The sequence below is a fragment of the Streptomyces sp. NPDC089424 genome (assembly GCF_044749345.1).
Lineage (GTDB): Bacteria > Actinomycetota > Actinomycetes > Streptomycetales > Streptomycetaceae > Streptomyces.
Map to the genome: position 1 here is coordinate 1,228,781 of NZ_JBIVHU010000002.1, position 17,892 is coordinate 1,246,672.

A 17,892-nucleotide genomic window follows, 5' to 3' on the forward strand; every position below is an offset into this window, starting at 1 on the left:
GTGTCATCGAAGCACGAGGTGTACGAAGGTCCCGCCGAGGGGCCCGACCTGCGCGCCGAGGGCCTGCGCCTGGCGTACGACGACCGGGTCGTCGTCGACGACCTCGACGTGGTGATCCCGCCCGGCCGGATCACGGCGATCGTCGGGGCGAACGCGTGCGGCAAGTCGACCCTGCTGCGGGCGCTTGCCCGGCTGCTGACCCCGAAGGCCGGCGCCGTCCACCTCGACGGACGCTCGGTGCACTCGATACCCACCCGCGCCCTGGCGCAGCGGCTCGGCATCCTGCCGCAGACGCCGGTGGCGCCCGAGGGGCTGACGGTCATCGACCTGGTGGGGCGCGGACGTTCACCGCACCAGACGTGGTGGCGGCAGTGGTCGGCCGCCGACGAGGAGGCCGTGCACGACGCGCTGCGGGCCACCGCGATGACGGACCTCGCGCACCGGCCCGTCGACGCGCTGTCGGGCGGTCAGCGGCAGCGGGCCTGGATCGCCATGGCGGTCGCGCAGGGCACCCCGGTGATGCTGCTGGACGAGCCGACGACGTATCTGGACCTCGCGCACCAGATCGACGTCCTCGACCTCGTCACCGACCTGAACCGGCATCAGGGCCGCACCGTCGTGATGGTGCTGCACGACCTCAACCAGGCCTGCCGGTACGCCGATCACGTCGTCGCGATGAAGGCGGGCCGGGTCGTGGGCGAGGGGGCGCCCGCCGACGTCGTCACCGCCGCGATGGTGGAGGAGGTCTTCGGGCTGCGCTGCGTGGTCGGCGAGGACCCGGTCAGCCGGACGCCGATGGTCATCCCGATGGGCCGCCACCACGAGGGCGCGGACGCCGGCGGGGGCACCTCGGGCGCCGCGGACACGGCTCCGCTCGCGGTGCCGGGCGCGGCCGGCTGACCTGGGTGCGGACCGCCCGGCTCACCGGCCCGCGCCCAGGGCGGCACGCTAGGGACGGGGCGTCAGATAGCCGCCCATGGTGCGGAAGTAGTCGGTGGCCGCGTGCTCGGTGCCGTCCGCGGTACGCACCCGCCGGACGACCAGACCGGGCAGCCGCCCGGACCGCGCCGCGGCGCCGGCGACGACGACCACCCCGTCGCCCTCACGGATGAAGATCCGGCCCGGCGTGCCTCCGTAGCGGCCCTCGGAGACGGCGGCCGAGACGATCCGGATCCGTTCGCCGCGGTGGTGGGTGAAGGCGTTCGGGTACGGGTCCGACTGCGCCCGCACGAACCGCTCCAGGTCCTCGGCCGGCCAGGTCCAGTCGATCCGGCTGTCCTCCAGGGACCGCTTGTGGAAGAAGCTGGAGCGGGAGCGGTCCTGCGGCGTCCACACCGCCTTGCCGGAGGAGATGAGGTCCAGGGCGTCGGTCACGATCGGGCCGATCAGGTCGACCGTGCGGTGGAACAGGTCGGTGGCGGTGTCGGTGGCACCGACCGGCACCGCGCGCTGGAGCAGGATGTCGCCCATGTCGAGTTCGGCGTCCATGCGGTGCGCGGTGACGCCGACCTGCTTCTCGCCGTTGATGAGCGCCCAGATCAGCGGGGAGAAGCCGGCGTAGGAAGGCAGCAGCGAGTCATGGACGTTGAGCGTGCCGTGCGGTGGCAGGTCGAAGATCTCCGGGGGCAGCCAGGTACGCCAGTTGTTGGCCACGATGATGTCCGGCTCGGCCTCCTTGAGCGCGCGCAGCAGCTCGTCGTCGCCCGGCCGGTTGCGCAACAGCACGGGCACACCGTGCTGTTCGGCGAGGTCGGCGACCGAGTCGCTCCAGATCCTCTCGTACGCGTGGTCGCTCTTGGGGTGGGTGACGACGAGGACCACGTCGTGGTCGGAGGCGAGCAGAGCCCGCAGCGTCCGGTGCCCCCACGTCTGATAGCCGAACATGACGACCCGCATATAGGCCTCCTCAGGCATTGCTAGGTAAGGCTAACCTTATCTAGCATGTGCCTGCTTGGGGGAGGCAGTGTTCCAACTTTGGGAACGCCGCGTCCCCCCTTCATGGGAGGCGATGAAGCGGTGACGACACTGCAGAGCGAGCCGGATGACGTCCACGACCTTCTGGGCATCGGCTTCGGACCGTCCAACCTCGCACTGGCGATCGCGCTGCAGGAGCACGGCGCGACGTCGGACCGTGGGGGCGGGATCCGGGCGCTGTTCCTCGAGAAGCAACCTCGATTCGGCTGGCATCGCGGCATGCTCATCGACGACGCGACCATGCAGGTGTCCTTCCTCAAGGACCTGGTCACGATGCGCGACCCCACCAGCGACTTCAGCTTCCTGTGCTACCTGCGGGAGCGCGGCAGGCTGGTCGACTTCCTCAACCAGAAGACGCTCTTCCCGCTGCGCATCGAGTTCCACGACTACTTCGAGTGGGCGGCGAGCCGGGTCGCGCCGCTGGTCGAGTACCGCGCGGAGGTCGTCTCCGTACGGCCCGTCACCGAGGACGGCGAGGTCCGCTGGTTCGACGTCACCACCCGCGACCCGGCCGCCCCGGAGCGGCTGACGGTCCGCCGGGCCCGCAACGTCTGCGTGGCCACCGGCCTGGAGCCGCATCTGCCGCCCGGCGCCGAGCGGTCCGGACGGGTGTGGCACAACAGCGAGTTGCTGCCCCGGGTGGAGCGGCTCGTGGCCTCCGGGACGCCCGTACGCCGTGCCGTCGTGCTCGGGGCCGGGCAGAGCGCCGCCGAGGCCGTGGACTACCTCCACCGCACGTTCCCCGACGCCGAGATCTGCTCCGTGTTCGCCAAGTACGGCTACACCCCGGCCGACGACAGCCCGTTCGCCAACCGGATCTTCGACCCCGAGGCCGTCGACCTGTACTACGGCGCGCCGCGCGAGGTGAAGCAGTCGCTGTTCGAGTACCACCGCAGCACCAACTACTCCGTGGTGGACATGGAGTTGATCGAGGCCCTGTCCCGGACGATGTACCAGGAGAAGGTCCAGGGCAGGCAGCGGCTGCGGATGATGAACGTCTCCCGCATCCGCGAGGTGGAGGCCGGCGCGGACGACGTCAGGGTGACGGTGGAGTTCCTGCCGACCGGCGAACGGGAGGTCGTCTCCTCGGACGTGCTCGTGTACGCGACGGGCTACCAGCCGCAGGGCATCGGCGACAACCTCGGCGAACTGGCCAAGCTGTGTGTGCGCGACGAGGAGGACACCCTCGAGGTCGGCCGCGACCACCGCGTGGTGACCACTTCGAACGTCACCGCCGGCATCTACCTCCAGGGCGGCACCGAGCACACCCACGGCCTCACCTCCACCCTGCTGTCCACCACCGCCGTCCGGGCCGGGGAGATCCTCACCTCCCTGCTGGCCCGCCACGGCGCGGACACCTTGAGCGCGGACCGCGTGCCGGGCTAGGTCCGCACGCGCAGGGGCCGGGGTGTGCGGGACGGCTGCCGTCCCGCACACCCCGGCCCGTCGGCGCGGGGCGGCCGTGACGCTACCGGCGGCTGCGCACGAGGAGATGGAGGAAGTACGGCGTCCCGATCACCGCGGTCATCAGTCCGGCGCCGAGCTGGGCCGGTGCGATCACGGTCCTGCCGATCAGATCGGCGGTGCAGACCAGGACGGCGCCGAGGAGCATGGCGACCGGCACCACCCGCACGTGCTGCCGGCCCACCAGGGCACGGGCCGCGTGCGGCGCGACGAGGCCCACGAAGCCGATGGTGCCCGCGGCGGCCACCGCGGTGGCGCTCAGCAGGACGCTCACCACGAGGAAGCCCAGGCGCCCCCGTGCGACGTCGAGTCCGAGGAGCCGCGGCGTGTCCTCGTCGAGCGACACCAGGTCGAGTTCCGTACGCCGCGTCACCGCCACCGCCGTACCGACGGCGAGCACCAGGGCGAGCGGCACCACGTCGGGCAGTGTCCGGCCGTAGGTGGAGCCCGACAGCCAGGTCAGCGCCTTGGTCGCGTTGAACGGGTCGGTGAGGATGATGAGCATGCTGATCAGGGCACTTGCCCCGGTCGCGACGCCGAACCCGACGAGGACGAGCCGGTTCTGCTGGAACCCGCCCCGGGCCGCGAGCCCGAAGACGAGGACCGAGCTGACGGCCGCGCCCGCGAACGCGGCGCCCGCCACGCCCCACGACCCGGCCACGGGCACGGTCGTCACGAAGAGCACCGCACCGAGCGCCGCGCCGCCGGAGACTCCGAGGACCCCCGGCTCGGCCAGCGGGTTGCGGGTCACGGACTGCACCAGCGTCCCCGCCAGGGCCAGCGCCGCGCCCGCGAGGACCGCGGCGGCGACCCGGGGCACCCGGGTGTCGAGGACGAAGCTCACGGTCCGGCCGGCCCTGCCCTGGGCCCAGTTGACGACGTCGCCCAGCAGCAGCTTGCTGTCGCCGAGCAGCACGGCGGCGATCGCCACACCGACGAGCACGGCCACGAGCACGGCGGTGGTCGTGAGGAAGACGGCCCGGCTCCTGATGCGCAGCCGGTCGGGCGCGGCGGCGGCCGCGCCGTCGCGGACCCGGGTGGCCATCACGACCAGGAACACGGCGCCGACCAGGCTGGTCACGACGCCGGTCGGCACGGCGACCGCCAGGTCCGCCGGTACGACGGCGCGCAGCAGCACGTCCGAGCAGAGCACCAGCAGCGCGCCGACGAGCCCCGCGAGCGGCAGGGCCGCGCGGGTGCGGTGGAAGCCGCGGAACCTGCGGGCGAGGGGGCGGACGAGCGCGGGGGCGCACAGGCCCACGAAGCCGATCGGCCCGGCGAGCGTGACGGCGGCGGTGGAGAGCAGCGCCGTGAACACGACGACGGTGACCCGGGTGGTGCGGACCCGCACGCCCAGACCGCGCGCGGCGTCGTCGCCGAGCGCCATGGCGTCGACGCGCCGGGCGACGAGCAGCAACCCGACGAGACCGGCGACGCCGACGGGCGCCGTCTGGAGCACGCCGTCGAAGCCGTTCTGGGCGATGCTGCCCTGGTTCCACCGGTAGAGGCCCTCGGTCTGCTGCGGGAACAGCAGGAGCAGCCCCTCGGTGACGGCGGTGAGGCCGAGCATGAGGGCGCTGCCGGCCAGCACGAGCCGGACGGTCCCCGTGCCCGGACCGGACAGCCCGAGGACGACGGCCGCGGCGGCGAGGCCACCGGCGAACGCGACGCCGGTGGAGGCGAACAGCGGCAGCGAGACACCCGTGACGGCGGCCACCCCGAGCGCCAGGTAGGAGCCCGCGTTGACGGCGAGCGTGTCGGGGGACGCGAGGACGTTGCGGCTGACGGCCTGGAGGGCGGCGCCCGCCGTCCCGAGCAGCACCCCGACGACGAGTCCGGCGGTCATCCGGGGCAGCCGGGAGGCGATGACGACGGACGAGTCGCCCGGGTCGGCCCGGCCGGTGAGCGCCTTCCACACCTCGGGCGCGCCGACCGCGGCCGTGCCCTGCGTGATGTCCACCAGCGCGAGGACGACGACCAGCAGGACCAGCGTGGCCGTCACCGCGGCGGCGCCGCTCCGGGACGTGGCGGGCGTCGGGCGGGTGGTGGGAGCGGTTGCGGTGACGGCCACGGTGTTACTTCGCCAGGGCTTCGACGACCGCGTCGACGTACTGCCCCATCGACTCGGGGCCGCCGAACATCCAGATGCCGTCGGGCAGCCGGTGCACGTCGCCCTTCTTCACGAACGGCAGCGAGGTCCACACCTTGTCCTTGGCCAGCGCGCCGGCGAACGGGGTGCTGTTCTTGTCGCCCTCGCTGCCGATGTAGGCGAACTGCACGTCACCGAGTGCGGTGAGGCCCTCGACGTCGGTCGAGCCGAGCCCGTAGTCCTTGTCGCCCTCGACCTTCCAGGCGTTCTTCAGGCCGATCTTCTCGTTGACCGCGCCGATGAGCGAACCGCCGGTGTACGGGCGGATCGAGACCTGGTTGGAGACGACGTACCCGTCGGCGAAGGCGTAGTCGGCGCCCGCGAGTCCGGCGTCGGCGAGGGCCTTCCTGCCCTCGGCGAGCTTCGCGTCGAACTGCTCCTTGAGCTCGTCCGCCTTCGCGGTGGTGCCGGTGGCCCGGGCGATGAGGTCCAGGTTCTCCGTCATCTGCCCGATGGGGTCGGACCCGTCGGCGGAGCGGAGCTCCAGGACCGGGGCGACCTCGCGCAGCTGCTTCACGGCGGCCGGCGGCAGGTCGGTGGTGGCGACGATGAGGTCCGGGGAGAGCGAGGCGATGGTGTCCATGCTCGGCTCGCCGCGCGTGCCGATGTCCTTGGGCTCGTTCTTCAGCGCGACCGCGGTGTCCCAGGTCTTGTAGCCCTTGACGTCGGCCACGCCGACGGGGTCGACGCCCAGCGATATCAGGTTCTCGACCACGTTCCACTCGGTGCCGACGACCTTCTTGGCCGGACCGTCGAGTTCCACCTTCGCGCCGTTGGCGTCGGTGAGGGTGATGCGCTCGCCGGTCTTCTTCGCGGCGTCGTCGGCGGCGGGCTCGGTGGTTCCGCAGGCGGTCATGGTGAGCGCCGCGGCGGTGGTGACCGCCGCGGTCAGCAGGAGGCGTCTCATGAGGTGGTGCTGAGCCTTTCGCTTCGCGTGTGGTGTCGGCCGATGGCGCGGGTGCGCAGCCGGCCGGTGAGGGGGTCGGTCTCGACCTCGATACGGATGCCGTACGTGTCGGTGAGCCGCTGTGCCGTCAGGACGTCCTCGGGCAGGCCGTCGGCGATGATCCGGCCCTCGTGGAGCAGCACGATCCGGTTGGCCACGGCCGCGGCCTGGTCGAGGTCGTGCAGGACGGCGCCGACCGCGATCCCGTGGTCGTCCGCCAGGTCGCGGACGAGGTCGAGGAGTTCGATCTGGTACCGCAGGTCCAGATAGGTGGTGGGCTCGTCGAGGAGCAGGACACCGGTCTCCTGGGCCAGGCAGCCGGCGAGCCAGACGCGCTGGAGCTGGCCGCCGGAGAGGTGCTCCGCGCCCCGGTCGGCGAGTTCCGCGACGCCGGTGAGGGCGAGCGCGCGGTCCACCGCCGCCCGGCCGTCCGCGTCGCCCCGGCCCCAGCGGCCCCGGTAGGGGTAGCGGCCGAACTCGACGACGTCGCGGACGGTCAGACCGCTGGGCGTGGGCCGACCCTGTGTCAGCAGGGCGACACGGCGCGAGAACTCACGCGGGGCCAGCGCCAGCCCGTCGGTCTCGCCGTCGATGACGAGCGCGGCGGTCCTCGGGCGTTGCAGCCGCGCGAGGGTGCGCAGCAGCGTCGACTTGCCGCTGCCGTTGGGCCCGACCAGCACGGTCACCTCGCCCGGCCGCAGCCGCAGGGCGGCACCGTGGACGACGTCGACGCCGTCGTAGGCCACGGTGACATCCGTGGCCGACAGCTCATGACCGCGTGGACGCACGGTCCCGGAGGTCTCTTCAGCAGCTCGCACGTTGCGAAGGTTAGCCTAACCTAAGCTCGCTTTGAAGCGGGGGGTGGCCGTCGCGCAAGACGAAGATCCGCCGGATCAGACGACCGTGACCGGATGACGCACCACGGCGTCGAAGAGATAGCCCTGCGTGTTGGGCACGGCGACGTCGGGCTGGCGGCGGCCGTGGGTGTCGGTGGCGCGGGCCAGCAACTGGGTGGCGCCCGGCCGCTCGGGCGTCCAGGCCACGGACCAGCGCGTCCAGGTGCCGGCCCGGGGACGGTCGTGCAGCCGGGCCCGCCGCCAGCTCGCCCCGCCGTCGGTGCTGACGTCGACCCGCGCGACGGCGCCCGCGCCCGACCAGGACCTGCCGTGCAGCACCTGACCCTCCCCCACCGCGAAGGTGGCGCCGCCCGCCAGCTCGAAGGCGCTCTTGACCGTCTGCCGGGTCAGCGGCGCGCTGCCCTGCGCGGGGTGGGCGGGCCCGAACAGCCGGTAGAACGTGGTGTTCCAGGGCGAGAGGAGCGGCTGCGCGGACACCTCGATGTCGCCCACCCATTTGACCGACGAGATCCCCACCCACGAGGGCACCAGCACCCGCACCGGATACCCGTGGTCGTACGGCAACGGCTCGCCGTTCATCTCGTACGCCAGCAGGACGTCGTCGAGCGCCTTGGCCAGCGGCAGCGGACGGCGCACCCGGCCCAGGTTCTCGCCCCCGCTGACGTACTCGGCGTCCAGGCCACGGGGCTGGACGTCCACGGCGCGGGAGGAGAGCCCGGCCCTGCGCAGCACATGGCCCAGCGGCACCCCGCGCCAGCGGGCGACACCGACCGCGCCCAGCGTCCAGGCGGTACCGGTGACCGTCTCGCCCTGCTGGGTCGCGTAGTGGGAACGGCCGTTCCCGGCGCACTCGACGAACGCGGTACGGGTGACGGCGGGCAGGGCCCGCAGGTCGTCGTACCCGAACTCCACCGCTCCGTCCTCGCCGGGTGCGCCCCGCAGCCCGCTCCCCCACAGCCGCAGCCGCCAGTCGCGGGCCTCCAGGACGGGGGTGGCGGTGTGGTTGCGCACGAAGAACAGTTCGTTGGGGGTGTGGTGGCCGGTGCCGCGCAGGGCCTCCCAGCGGGTCTCGGCGTTGGTGCCGCGCTGGATGAACCACTCGGGCGGCAGCGGCTTGACGATCGGTGCGGCGGCGGCGGCGCGGGCCGGGCCGGGCGCCGGGAGCGCCGTCGCGGCGGCGGTGGCGGCGAGCAGGCTGAGCAGACGGCGTCTGCTGACCCCGTCCGCCCGGGCGTCACCGGCGAGCCACTGGCGCAGCCTGTGCCGGTCGTAGGCGGTTTCGCCGGTGCGGCCGGCGGGGCGGGGTGACGGCGTGACGGATGCGGTCATGGCGGCTCCTCGACGTCGTGCGGAACTCGGGGGTGGCGGGCGGGGACGGCGTCCGGGACGCCGCCGCCGTACCGCGAAGTGACGGAGTGTCAGTGCAGGTGAGGGAGAGAACCCGGCCCGGGACAGGGCCACCGCAGGGAAGGCCGGCCGGGGGCCCGAAGCCGGGTCAGGCGCGACACGCCGCGGACCACACGCGGCCGAAGTCGATGTGGGCGCGCGAGACCAGAAACGGCTCGTGATGCATGCGGCCCAATTGAGCAGCAGCTCCCGCTCCTCGTCAAGCCTGTGCCCGGCGGCCGCCCGGCGCGTCGGAACCCCCTTCCCCACTTTCCCTATCGAATTACTAGGAAAGTATTGACGGGGCACCGCGGGGGCGCGCAGGATGCGGTACATGTCCCGTACACAGCAGCGACTCGTTCGCCGTCGGCATGTCGACTTCGGTCACGTCGTCAGCGCCGCCTGCTGTCGCGCGTAAGGCACGCGGCCCCCACCTCCGCCCGCGCCTCTCCACCCCTTCCCCCAGCCGGCCGGACGGCCGGGGATCTGCCCCGCCGCACCCGACGGCGCCGCACACTTACCGAGGGACGACCGCCATGACCACGGCACTCCCGGCCCAGGCCGGCCCGCACGATCCCGCCCACCCCGACACGCGCAGACTGCGCCTGGTGGGCGACCGCATGGCGCGCGGCGGCGCCGGGGCACCCGCCTCCCCGCCGCTCGTCGGCTACCTGGTGCTCGTACCCGAAGGCACCGACCCCGCCGAGCTGTTCGTCAAGGACAGGCCGCGGCCCGCGATCCTGCCGGTCCCCACCACGGGCCCGGCGCCCGCCCGGGGCACCGGGGACGACGTCGTCCGGATCGACCCGGAGCGGCACCTCGCCGAGGTGGACGGCCGCGAACTCGACCTGACGTACCTGGAGTTCGCGCTGCTCGCGCATCTCGTCCGCCATCCCCACCAGGTGCACGCGCGCGACCGGCTGGTGGCCGCCGTGTGGGGCTACGACCACATCGGCGACGGCCGCACCGTGGACGTCCACATCGCCCGCCTGCGCCGCAAGCTGGGCGAGGCGCACCGCCACCGGATCGTCACCGTACGGCGCGTGGGCTACAAGTACGTGCCCGGCCGGCAGGACGGCCTCCACTCCCCCTCCTGCGACCGGTTCTGAGGAGTCGACCGCCATGGGCCTTGCCACCGCGCCGCCGGAACCCGAGGCACCCTCGGAACCCGCGTCCGCAGCCGAACGGAACGGACCCGGACGCGCGCACTGGCTGCGTGTGGCCCGCGAGGCGGCCGACGACCTGGCCACCGACGCGGTGGCCAGGGAGCAGGCGGGCAAGACGCCCTTCGACGAGGTGTCCCGGCTGCGCGAGGCCGGGCTGCTGACCCTCCTGGCACCCGCCGGGTCCGCGGGAGGCGGCGCGGACTGGACCACGGCCTACGCCGTCGTCCGGGAGATCGCCGCGGCGGACGGCGCGATCGCCCAACTGCTCGGCTGTCACTACTTCCTGTCGTGGAGCGCCCGGTTCTTCGCGGACCCGGCCGTCGCCGCGCGGATCGAGCGACGCTCCGCGGCGCGGCAGTGGTGCTGGGGCGGCGGGCTGGCCCCCCGGGATCCCTGTCCCACGCTGGCCAGGACGGCCCACGGATCGGTGCTCGACGGTCGGCAGAGCTTCGTCACGGGCGTCGCCGTGGCCGACCGGCTCGTGGTGCGGGCCGTGCGGGCCGGCTCCGGCGAGCCGGTCGCCGTCGTCGTGGATCCCGGCCGCCGGGGGGTGCGGATCGAAGCCGACGCGGACTCCTTCGGGCTGCGGCTCGCGGGCGGCGGCAGCGTGGAGTTCGACTCCGTACCGGTCGCGGCCGACGACGTGCTCGGCTCGCTCTCGGCGGACGAGGACGACCTGTCTCCCGCGGCCGCGCTGGCGTCCCCGGTGGGGCGTCTCGTCTCCGTCCAGTTGCTGCTGGGGACGGCGGAGGGAGTGCTCGCCGAGGTCCGCGAGTACAGCAGGACCGCTCCCCCCTGGCAGTACGCCCGGCCCGCCGGCACCCCCCACGACCCGCAGGCACTCACCACCTTCGGGGAACTCACGGTCCTCACCCGCTCCGCCGCCGCGCTCACCGATCAGGCCGTGGCGGCCCTGGACGGCGGGCTGGCGCGCGGCGAGGACCTCGCCTACGACGCGTACGCGGAGATCTCCGTCCTGGCGGCGATGGCCGAGGCGGCCGCCGCGACGGCCGCGCGGGAGTGCACCACCCGCGCCCTCGACGTCGTCGGCGCCCGCGCGGTCTCGGCACGGCTGGGCCTCGACCGGTTCTGGCGCAACGCCCGTACCCACACCCTGTACGAGCCCGGCGCCCACCGGCTGCGCGAGGTCGGGGACTACTTCCTCGACGGCGCCCACCCGCGCTTCGTCCTGCCGGCCTGATCTCGGATCACATCTCGAAATGCGAGATGACTACGTCCAGCATACGATCACACTCTTGGGGAGAGCGAGACTTTCTGCCACGATCCCTAGCAGTCAGGTAGGAAAACTAGGGATCCCGGGGGTGGCCATGCGCGCGTACGACCGATGCGACCGTGCCGGCCGGTTGCTCCCCCTGCTGACCTCGCGCCGGCACATCGACCTCGGCCGCACCTCCAGCGCCATCTGTCGGCCCGTCTGAGGCCGTCCGCACGGACGCCACCGGACCGGCAGCGCCCCTCGCGCCCGCCGGCGCCCGCCTCCGCCCGCCGGTGCCTTCGCCCCGAACGGCCGCCGTGCGCCGGGTCGTCGCGCGCTCCCGCGCCGGCCGCACCCACCCACACCCCCCGCACCTCCTTGATCAGCCCTTTCCTCGAAAGGACACCTCCGTGTCTGCCGCAAGACCGTTCACCACCCTGCGCACCCTCGCCGCCGTAGCGGCGCTCCCCCTCCTGCTGACCGCCTGCGGCTACGGTGCCGAGTCCACCGACGACGGCAAGCGGACGGAGGTGGCGGCGGACGCCGAGAAGCTGTCCGCCGACGAGGTACGGATCGGCTACTTCCCCAACCTCACGCACGCCACCGCCCTGGTGGGGGTCGAGGAAGGCCTGATCCAGAAGGAACTCGGCGGCACCCGGATCAAGGCGTCGACCTTCAACGCCGGCCCCTCCGAGATCGAGGCGCTGAACTCCGGCTCCATAGACATCGGCTGGATCGGCCCCTCCCCCTCCATCAACGGCTACACCAAGTCGGGCGGCAAGAACCTGCGCATCATCAGCGGTTCCGCCTCCGGGGGCGTGAAGCTCGTCGTCGACCCGGACAAGATCAAGTCCCTCGACGACCTCAAGGGCAAGAAGATCGCCACCCCGCAGCTCGGCAACACCCAGGACGTCGCGTTCCTCAACTGGATCGCGGAGCAGGGCTGGAAGGTCGACGCGCAGAGCGGCAGCGGCGACGTATCCGTGGTGCGCACGGACAACAAGATCACCCCGGACGCCTACAGGTCCGGCTCCGTGGACGGCGCCTGGGTGCCCGAGCCGACCGCGTCCAAGCTGGTCTCCGAGGGCGCGAAGGTGCTGCTCGACGAGTCCGACCTGTGGCCCGACAAGAAGTTCGTGATCACGAACATCATCGTGTCGCAGAAGTTCCTGAAGGAGCACCCCGACGTCGTCGAGGCCGTGCTGCGCGGTTCCGTGAGGACCAACGAGTGGATCAACGCCAACTCCCAGGAGGCGAAGGCCTCCGCCAACGCGGCGCTCAAGAGGCTGTCCGGCAAGGAACTGCCCGCCGAGGTCGTCGACCCGGCGTGGAAGTCCATCACCTTCCTCGACGACCCGCTCGCCGCCACCCTCGACGCCCAGGCCGAACACGCCGTCAAGGCAGGCCTGCTGGAGGAGCCCCGGCTGCAGGGCATCTACGACCTCACCCCGCTCAACGAGGTCCTCAGGGCCGAGGGCAAGGACGAGGTCGACGACGCCGGTCTCGGCGTGAAGTGACGTCCGACCGGACCCGATGAGTTCCCAGGAGGTGACGACCATGGCCACCACGCTCGCCAAGGCCGCAGAGGACGCCCCGCGCACGACGTACGCCGCGCGTGTCGAGCACGTCTCGAAGTCCTTTCCCGCGCCGGGCACGCCCGGCGGGCGGCAGCTCGTCCTCGACGACATCACCCTCGATGTCGCGCCGGGTGAGTTCGTCACCCTCCTGGGGGCCTCCGGCTGCGGCAAGTCGACGCTGCTCAACCTGGTCGCGGGGCTGGACCTGCCGTCCTCCGGCTCGATCGGCACGGACGGCCGGCCCGCCCTCATGTTCCAGGAACACGCGCTGTTCCCGTGGCTGACGGCCGGGAAGAACATCGAACTCGCGCTGAAACTGCGCGGGGTCGCGGCCCCGCGGCGCCGCGTCGAGGCCGAGCGGCTGCTGGAGGTCGTCCGGCTGCCGGGCGCGTTCCGCAAGCGGGTGCACGAACTGTCGGGCGGCATGCGCCAGCGCGTCGCTCTGGCGCGCGCGCTGGCCCAGGACTCCCGGCTGCTGCTGATGGACGAACCGTTCGCCGCGCTGGACGCGATCACCCGGGACGTGCTGCACGACGAGCTGACCCGCGTCTGGCACGAGACGGGGGTCTCCGTCCTGTTCGTGACGCACAACGTGCGCGAGGCGGTACGGCTGGCACAGCGCGTCGTGCTCCTGTCCTCCCGCCCGGGACGGATCGCGCGGGAATGGACGGTCGGCGTTCCGCAGCCCCGCCGCATCGAGGACGCCGCGGTCGCCGAACTGTCCGCCGAGATCACCGAGGAACTGCGTGAGGAGATCCGCCGCCATGGCCGGCACTGACCACGTCGTGGGCACCGAGCCCGACGTCCGCGAGGACGGCCCCCGGACCGCCGGGGCGCCGCGGGACCCGCACGACCTGGCCGGAGTGGAGGCCGGGCTCGACGCGCTGGACTCGGTGCAGGTCGGCCGCACCCCGTTGCGGGAGACCCTGACACGCAAGGTGCTGCCCCCGGTCACCGCCGTCGTACTGGTACTGGTGGTCTGGCAGTTGCTGGTGTGGGCCGAGGTCGCCCCCGACTACAAGCTGGCCTCGCCATCCGACGTGTGGGGCGAGGTGCGCGACGCCTGGCTCCAGGGCACCCTGCTCGACTACATCTGGACCAGCGTCTCGCGCGGTCTGCTCGGCTTCCTGCTGGCGCTCGCCATCGGCACCCCGCTCGGCCTGCTGGTCGCCCGCGTGCGGTTCGTGCGGGCGGCCGTCGGCCCGATCCTGTCCGGACTGCAGTCGCTGCCGTCGGTGGCCTGGGTGCCGCCCGCGGTGATCTGGCTCGGCCTGAACGACTCGATGATGTACGCCGTGATCCTGCTCGGCGCGGTCCCCTCGGTCGCCAACGGCCTGGTCGCGGGGATCGACCAGATCCCGCCGCTGTTCCTGCGCGCCGGGCGGACACTGGGCGCGACGGGACTGCGCGAGGCCCGGCACATCGTGATGCCGGCCGCGCTGCCCGGCTACCTCGCCGGCCTCAAGCAGGGCTGGGCGTTCGCCTGGCGGTCCCTGATGGCCGCCGAGATCATCGCCTCCTCCCCCGACCTGGGCGTGGGACTCGGCCAGTTGCTGGAGAACGGCCGCAACACCAGCTCCATGTCCATGGTCTTCCTCGCCATCCTGCTCATCCTGATCGTCGGTATCGCCATCGACCTGCTGATCTTCAGTCCGCTGGAGCGGCGGGTGCTGCGCGACCGCGGCCTCCTGGTCACCCGCTGAGGGGGCCCCGGCGGCCGCCCGGGCGCCCGGTCGGCGAGACTGTCCGCTGTGAACGACCACCGCCCGGTCCACCGGGACCCCGCTCCGGAGCAGTACGGGCGCCTGCGGGTGCGGACCGCCGACCTCACCCCGGCCGCCTGGCTCACCGGATGCTCGGCCGGCTTCGGTGAGCCCGGCGGCCTCGGCACCGTGACCGGCGTGACGGGGCCCGGGTTCCCCGCCTACGTCCGGGTGCTGCACCCGGCCGGCCTGGACGAGCGGCCGGTGCGCTGGGAGACGGTGGCCGCCGCGCACGGACGCACGGTCACGCCGACGGCCCGCTGGCACGAACTGGTCGGGATGGACGACCTGTACCAGAACGCCGCCGAGTACGGCCTGCCCGGCGTCTGGGACGAACATCCGGCGGAGGGCCCGACGCCGCTCCCCGTCGCCGACGCCCTGATCCCGGTGCTGGAACGGCACACCCGGACACCGGAGGAGTGCTGGTTCGGGCTCTGGCACGGCTACGGGCGCCTGGACTTCGACCGGTTCCCCGTCTTCGCGACCCCCGGCCGTGACGAGGTCCTGCTCACCGGCGCGCTCGCCGACGCCGTGTCCCCCGCCGAGGTGGACGAGTTCGCCGAGCTGCCCGACCTGTGGTGGCCGCGGGACCGCGCCTGGTGTGTCGGCGGTGACGTGGACCTGGTCAGCACCTACGTCGGCGGGTCCCCCGAACTGATCGCCGACCTGCTGGCGGCCCCTGACCTGGAGACACACCCCGTGGCGGCGGGCGACCCGGTCGGCTGACGAGCGGAACGGCCGGTGCCGAGGGAGTTGTTGGGGTTGGGGCCGCCGACCGAGGGGAATGGTCCGGCGTAACCGGTGATCGGGTCGCTCGTCCAGGGCCGGCCGCCGGCCGAGGACAAGGTTCATCTGCACGCGGAGCGCAGGACGGCGACCCGCGGAACCCCCGAGGAGGCGACGGTCATGAAGCGTATCCAGGAGGAGAAGCGTCCACGGCCGCCGCGCCGCCCCTCGGGTCTCGACCTGAGAACACCTTCGGGGCGCACGCTGCCCTACTGAAGTCCCCTCAACTGTCCCAGGACCAGTCCGCCACCTCCGGCAGGTCGGTGCCGTGCAGGCGGATCCAGTCGTGGTGCCGCAGCCGGGCGTCCTCCATGCGCTGGCGCACGGCGGCCGCGCGCACCCCGAGGCCGGGAACGCGGTCGACGACGTCCATCACCAGGCGGTACCGGTCGAGGTCGTTGCGGACGACCATGTCGAACGGCGTGGTGGTGGTGCCGATCTCCTTGTAGCCCCGCACGTGCAGGTTCGCGTGTCCGTTGCGCCGGTAGGCCAGGCGGTGGATCAGCCACGGGTAGCCGTGGTACGCGAAGACGACCGGCTTGTCCCGGGTGAACAGGCCGTCGTACTCGAAGTCGTTCATGCCGTGCGGGTGTTCCTCGCGGGGCAGCAGGCGCGCGATGTCGACGACGTTCACGACGCGGACGGCGAGCCGGGGCAGCTGGTGGCGCAGGAGCTGGGCGGCGGCCAGCACCTCCTGGGTGGGGACGTCGCCCGCGCAGGCCAGCACCACGTCGGGCTCCCGGTCGCCGTCCTCGGTGCCGGCCCAGTCCCAGATGCCCGCGCCGCGGGCGCAGTGCACCCGGGCCTCGTCCATGGACAGCCAGTCGTAACAGGGCTGCTTGCCCGCGACGATCACGTTCACGTAGTCACGGCTGCGCAGTGCGTGGTCCGCCACGGAGAGCAGGGTGTTGGCGTCCGGCGGCAGGTAGACCCGTACGGCCTCGGGGCTCTTGTTCAGGATGTGGTCGACGAAGCCGGGGTCCTGGTGGGAGAAGCCGTTGTGGTCCTGCCGCCACACATGGGAGGTGAGGAGGTAGTTGAGGGAGGCGATGGGCGCGCGCCAGGGCAGACGGCGGGTCACGCGCAGCCATTTGATGTGCTGGTTGACCATCGAGTCGACGATGTGCGCGAAGGCCTCGTAGCAGGAGAACAGCCCGTGACGGCCGGTGAGCAGGTAGCCCTCCAGCCAGCCCTGGCAGGTGTGTTCGGACAGGATCTCCATCACCCGGCCGTGGCGGTCGAGGTGTTCGTCCACGTCCAGGGTCGCCGCCTGCCACGCCTTCCCGCTCGCGGCGTAGACGGCGTCCAGGCGGTTCGAGGCGGTCTCGTCGGGTCCCACGAGGCGGAAGTCGCGTCGGTCCGCGCTCTCCCGCATCACGTGTTCGAGGAACCCGCCCAGCACGCGGGTGGGTTCGTGCACGGTCGCGCCTGGCTTGTCGACCGGGACGGCGTACCGCTCCAGTGGCGGCAGGGGCAGTTCGCGCAGCAGGAGGCCACCGTTGGCGTGCGGGGTGGCGCCGAGCCGGCGCGAGCCCGCCGGGACGCAGTCGAGGACCCGCGGCCGGGGAGCGCCCCGCTCGTCGAAGAGTTCCTCCGGGCGGTACGAGCGCAGCCACGCCTCCAGCGCGCCCAGGTGCGCGGGATTGGTGCGCACGCCTGCCAGCGGGACCTGGTGGGAGCGCCAGGTGCCCTCCACCGGCAGGCCGTCGACCTCCGCCGGTCCCGTCCACCCCTTCGGTGTGCGCAGCACGATCACGGGCCAGCGGGGGCGTTCGCGGGCCCCGTCGTCGCGGGCGGCGCGCTGGAGGGCGGCGATACGGTCCAGCGCGGTGTCCATGGCTTGCGCCATGGCCCGGTGCACGGCCTGCGGGTCGTCGCCGGTGACGTGGAGGGGGTCGTGGCCGTAGCCCTTCAGCAGCTCGTCCAGTTCGCCCTCCGGCAGCCGGGCCAGGACGGCCGGGTTGGCGATCTTGTATCCGTTGAGGTGGAGGATCGGCAGCACGGCACCGTCGTGGACGGGGTCGAGGAACTTGTTGGAGTGCCAGGACGCCGCGAGCGGTCCGGTCTCCGCCTCGCCGTCGCCGATGACGCAGGTTACGAGGAGACCGGGGTTGTCCAGTGCGGCGCCGTAGGCGTGCGACAGGGAGTAGCCCAGCTCACCGCCCTCGTGGATGGAGCCCGGGGTCTCCGGGGCGACATGGCTGGGCACGCCGCCCGGGAACGAGAACTGCCGGAACAGCCTCGCCATGCCCGCGCCGTCCCGGGTGATGTCCGGGTACGTCTCCGTGTACGAGCCCTCCAGCCAGCTGTTGGCGAGGACGGCGGGCCCGCCGTGCCCGGGCCCCCAGACGCACAGGGCGTCGAGCCCCCGCGCCTTGATCACCCGGTTGAGGTGGGTGTGCACCAGGTTCAGGCCCGGTGAGGTCCCCCAGTGGCCGAGGAGCCGGGGCTTGATGTGCTCCGGGCGCAGCGGCTCGGTGAGCAGGGGGTTGGCCATCAGGTAGATCTGGCCGACGGAGAGGTAGTTCGCGGCACGCCAGTGGGCGTCCAGTGCCTGGAGTTCCTCGTCGGTGAGGTCGGCGGTCGAGCGTCGCGTGTCGACGGACAT

At 72.8% G+C, this 17,892-nt stretch carries 15 protein-coding genes; 9 read left to right on the plus strand and 6 right to left on the minus strand.

The annotated features are described in order from the left end of the window. On the plus strand, nucleotides 1-900 hold the full coding sequence (locus tag ACIP2X_RS13070; RefSeq protein WP_401671354.1) for an ABC transporter ATP-binding protein: 900 nt from the start codon (nucleotides 1-3) through the stop codon (nucleotides 898-900). Nucleotides 901-948: 48 nt separating this feature from the next. On the opposite strand, the gene ACIP2X_RS13075 is transcribed toward ACIP2X_RS13070, so the two are convergent. Next, nucleotides 949-1,896 (minus strand): methionyl-tRNA formyltransferase, encoded by a 948-nt coding sequence (locus ACIP2X_RS13075; RefSeq protein ID WP_401671357.1) that lies wholly within the window; start codon nucleotides 1,894-1,896, stop codon nucleotides 949-951. 120 nt (nucleotides 1,897-2,016) lie between these two features. On the opposite strand from ACIP2X_RS13075, the gene ACIP2X_RS13080 reads away from it, so the two are divergent. Continuing rightward, complete coding sequence (locus tag ACIP2X_RS13080; protein ID WP_401671360.1) at nucleotides 2,017-3,360, plus strand: lysine N(6)-hydroxylase/L-ornithine N(5)-oxygenase family protein; 1,344 nt, start codon at nucleotides 2,017-2,019, stop codon at nucleotides 3,358-3,360. Between the two features lie 82 nt (nucleotides 3,361-3,442). Here ACIP2X_RS13080 and ACIP2X_RS13085 read toward each other — a convergent pair whose 3' ends face one another. From ACIP2X_RS13085 to ACIP2X_RS13100, 4 genes are all read right to left on the minus strand, one after another. After that, on the minus strand, nucleotides 3,443-5,509 hold the full coding sequence (locus ACIP2X_RS13085; protein ID WP_401671362.1) for an iron ABC transporter permease: 2,067 nt from the start codon (nucleotides 5,507-5,509) through the stop codon (nucleotides 3,443-3,445). Nucleotides 5,510-5,513: 4 nt separating this feature from the next. Beyond that, entirely contained in the window at nucleotides 5,514-6,494 is a 981-nt protein-coding gene (locus ACIP2X_RS13090) for an iron-siderophore ABC transporter substrate-binding protein (protein ID WP_401671364.1), read from the minus strand. Then, a complete protein-coding gene (locus ACIP2X_RS13095) occupies nucleotides 6,491-7,351 on the minus strand; it encodes an ABC transporter ATP-binding protein (RefSeq protein ID WP_401671367.1) in 861 nt (286 codons plus the stop codon). The genes ACIP2X_RS13090 and ACIP2X_RS13095 overlap by 4 nt, the downstream gene beginning before the upstream one ends. Nucleotides 7,352-7,426: 75 nt before the next feature. Next, on the minus strand, nucleotides 7,427-8,719 hold the full coding sequence (locus tag ACIP2X_RS13100; protein WP_401671369.1) for a sulfite oxidase: 1,293 nt from the start codon (nucleotides 8,717-8,719) through the stop codon (nucleotides 7,427-7,429). Between the two features lie 593 nt (nucleotides 8,720-9,312). Here ACIP2X_RS13100 and ACIP2X_RS13105 point away from each other — a divergent pair. From ACIP2X_RS13105 to ACIP2X_RS13135, 7 genes are all read left to right on the plus strand, one after another. After that, a complete protein-coding gene (locus ACIP2X_RS13105; protein WP_401671372.1) occupies nucleotides 9,313-9,885 on the plus strand; it encodes a winged helix-turn-helix domain-containing protein in 573 nt (190 codons plus the stop codon). Between the two features lie 13 nt (nucleotides 9,886-9,898). Continuing rightward, nucleotides 9,899-11,143 carry an acyl-CoA dehydrogenase family protein gene (locus ACIP2X_RS13110; RefSeq protein WP_401671374.1) on the plus strand — a complete coding sequence of 415 codons (1,245 nt, stop codon included), beginning with the start codon at nucleotides 9,899-9,901 and terminating at the stop codon, nucleotides 11,141-11,143. A gap of 127 nt (nucleotides 11,144-11,270) precedes the next feature. Further along, entirely contained in the window at nucleotides 11,271-11,381 is a 111-nt protein-coding gene (locus tag ACIP2X_RS13115; protein WP_401672348.1) for a putative leader peptide, read from the plus strand. Nucleotides 11,382-11,568: 187 nt separating this feature from the next. Next, entirely contained in the window at nucleotides 11,569-12,675 is a 1,107-nt protein-coding gene (locus ACIP2X_RS13120; protein WP_401671376.1) for an ABC transporter substrate-binding protein, read from the plus strand. A 16-nt stretch (nucleotides 12,676-12,691) separates the two neighbouring features. Next, complete coding sequence (locus tag ACIP2X_RS13125; protein ID WP_401671379.1) at nucleotides 12,692-13,513, plus strand: ABC transporter ATP-binding protein; 822 nt, start codon at nucleotides 12,692-12,694, stop codon at nucleotides 13,511-13,513. Beyond that, the gene (locus ACIP2X_RS13130) at nucleotides 13,500-14,438 is read left to right on the plus strand and encodes an ABC transporter permease (protein ID WP_401671381.1); all 939 of its coding nucleotides are present in this window, start codon (nucleotides 13,500-13,502) and stop codon (nucleotides 14,436-14,438) included. The genes ACIP2X_RS13125 and ACIP2X_RS13130 overlap by 14 nt, the downstream gene beginning before the upstream one ends. A gap of 48 nt (nucleotides 14,439-14,486) precedes the next feature. Next, nucleotides 14,487-15,224, plus strand: a complete 738-nt coding sequence (locus tag ACIP2X_RS13135) for a hypothetical protein (RefSeq protein WP_401671383.1) — start codon at nucleotides 14,487-14,489, stop codon at nucleotides 15,222-15,224. Nucleotides 15,225-15,507: 283 nt separating this feature from the next. Here the strand turns inward: ACIP2X_RS13135 and ACIP2X_RS13140 are convergent, their stop codons facing one another. Beyond that, nucleotides 15,508-17,892 (minus strand): phosphoketolase, encoded by a 2,385-nt coding sequence (locus ACIP2X_RS13140; RefSeq protein WP_401671385.1) that lies wholly within the window; start codon nucleotides 17,890-17,892, stop codon nucleotides 15,508-15,510.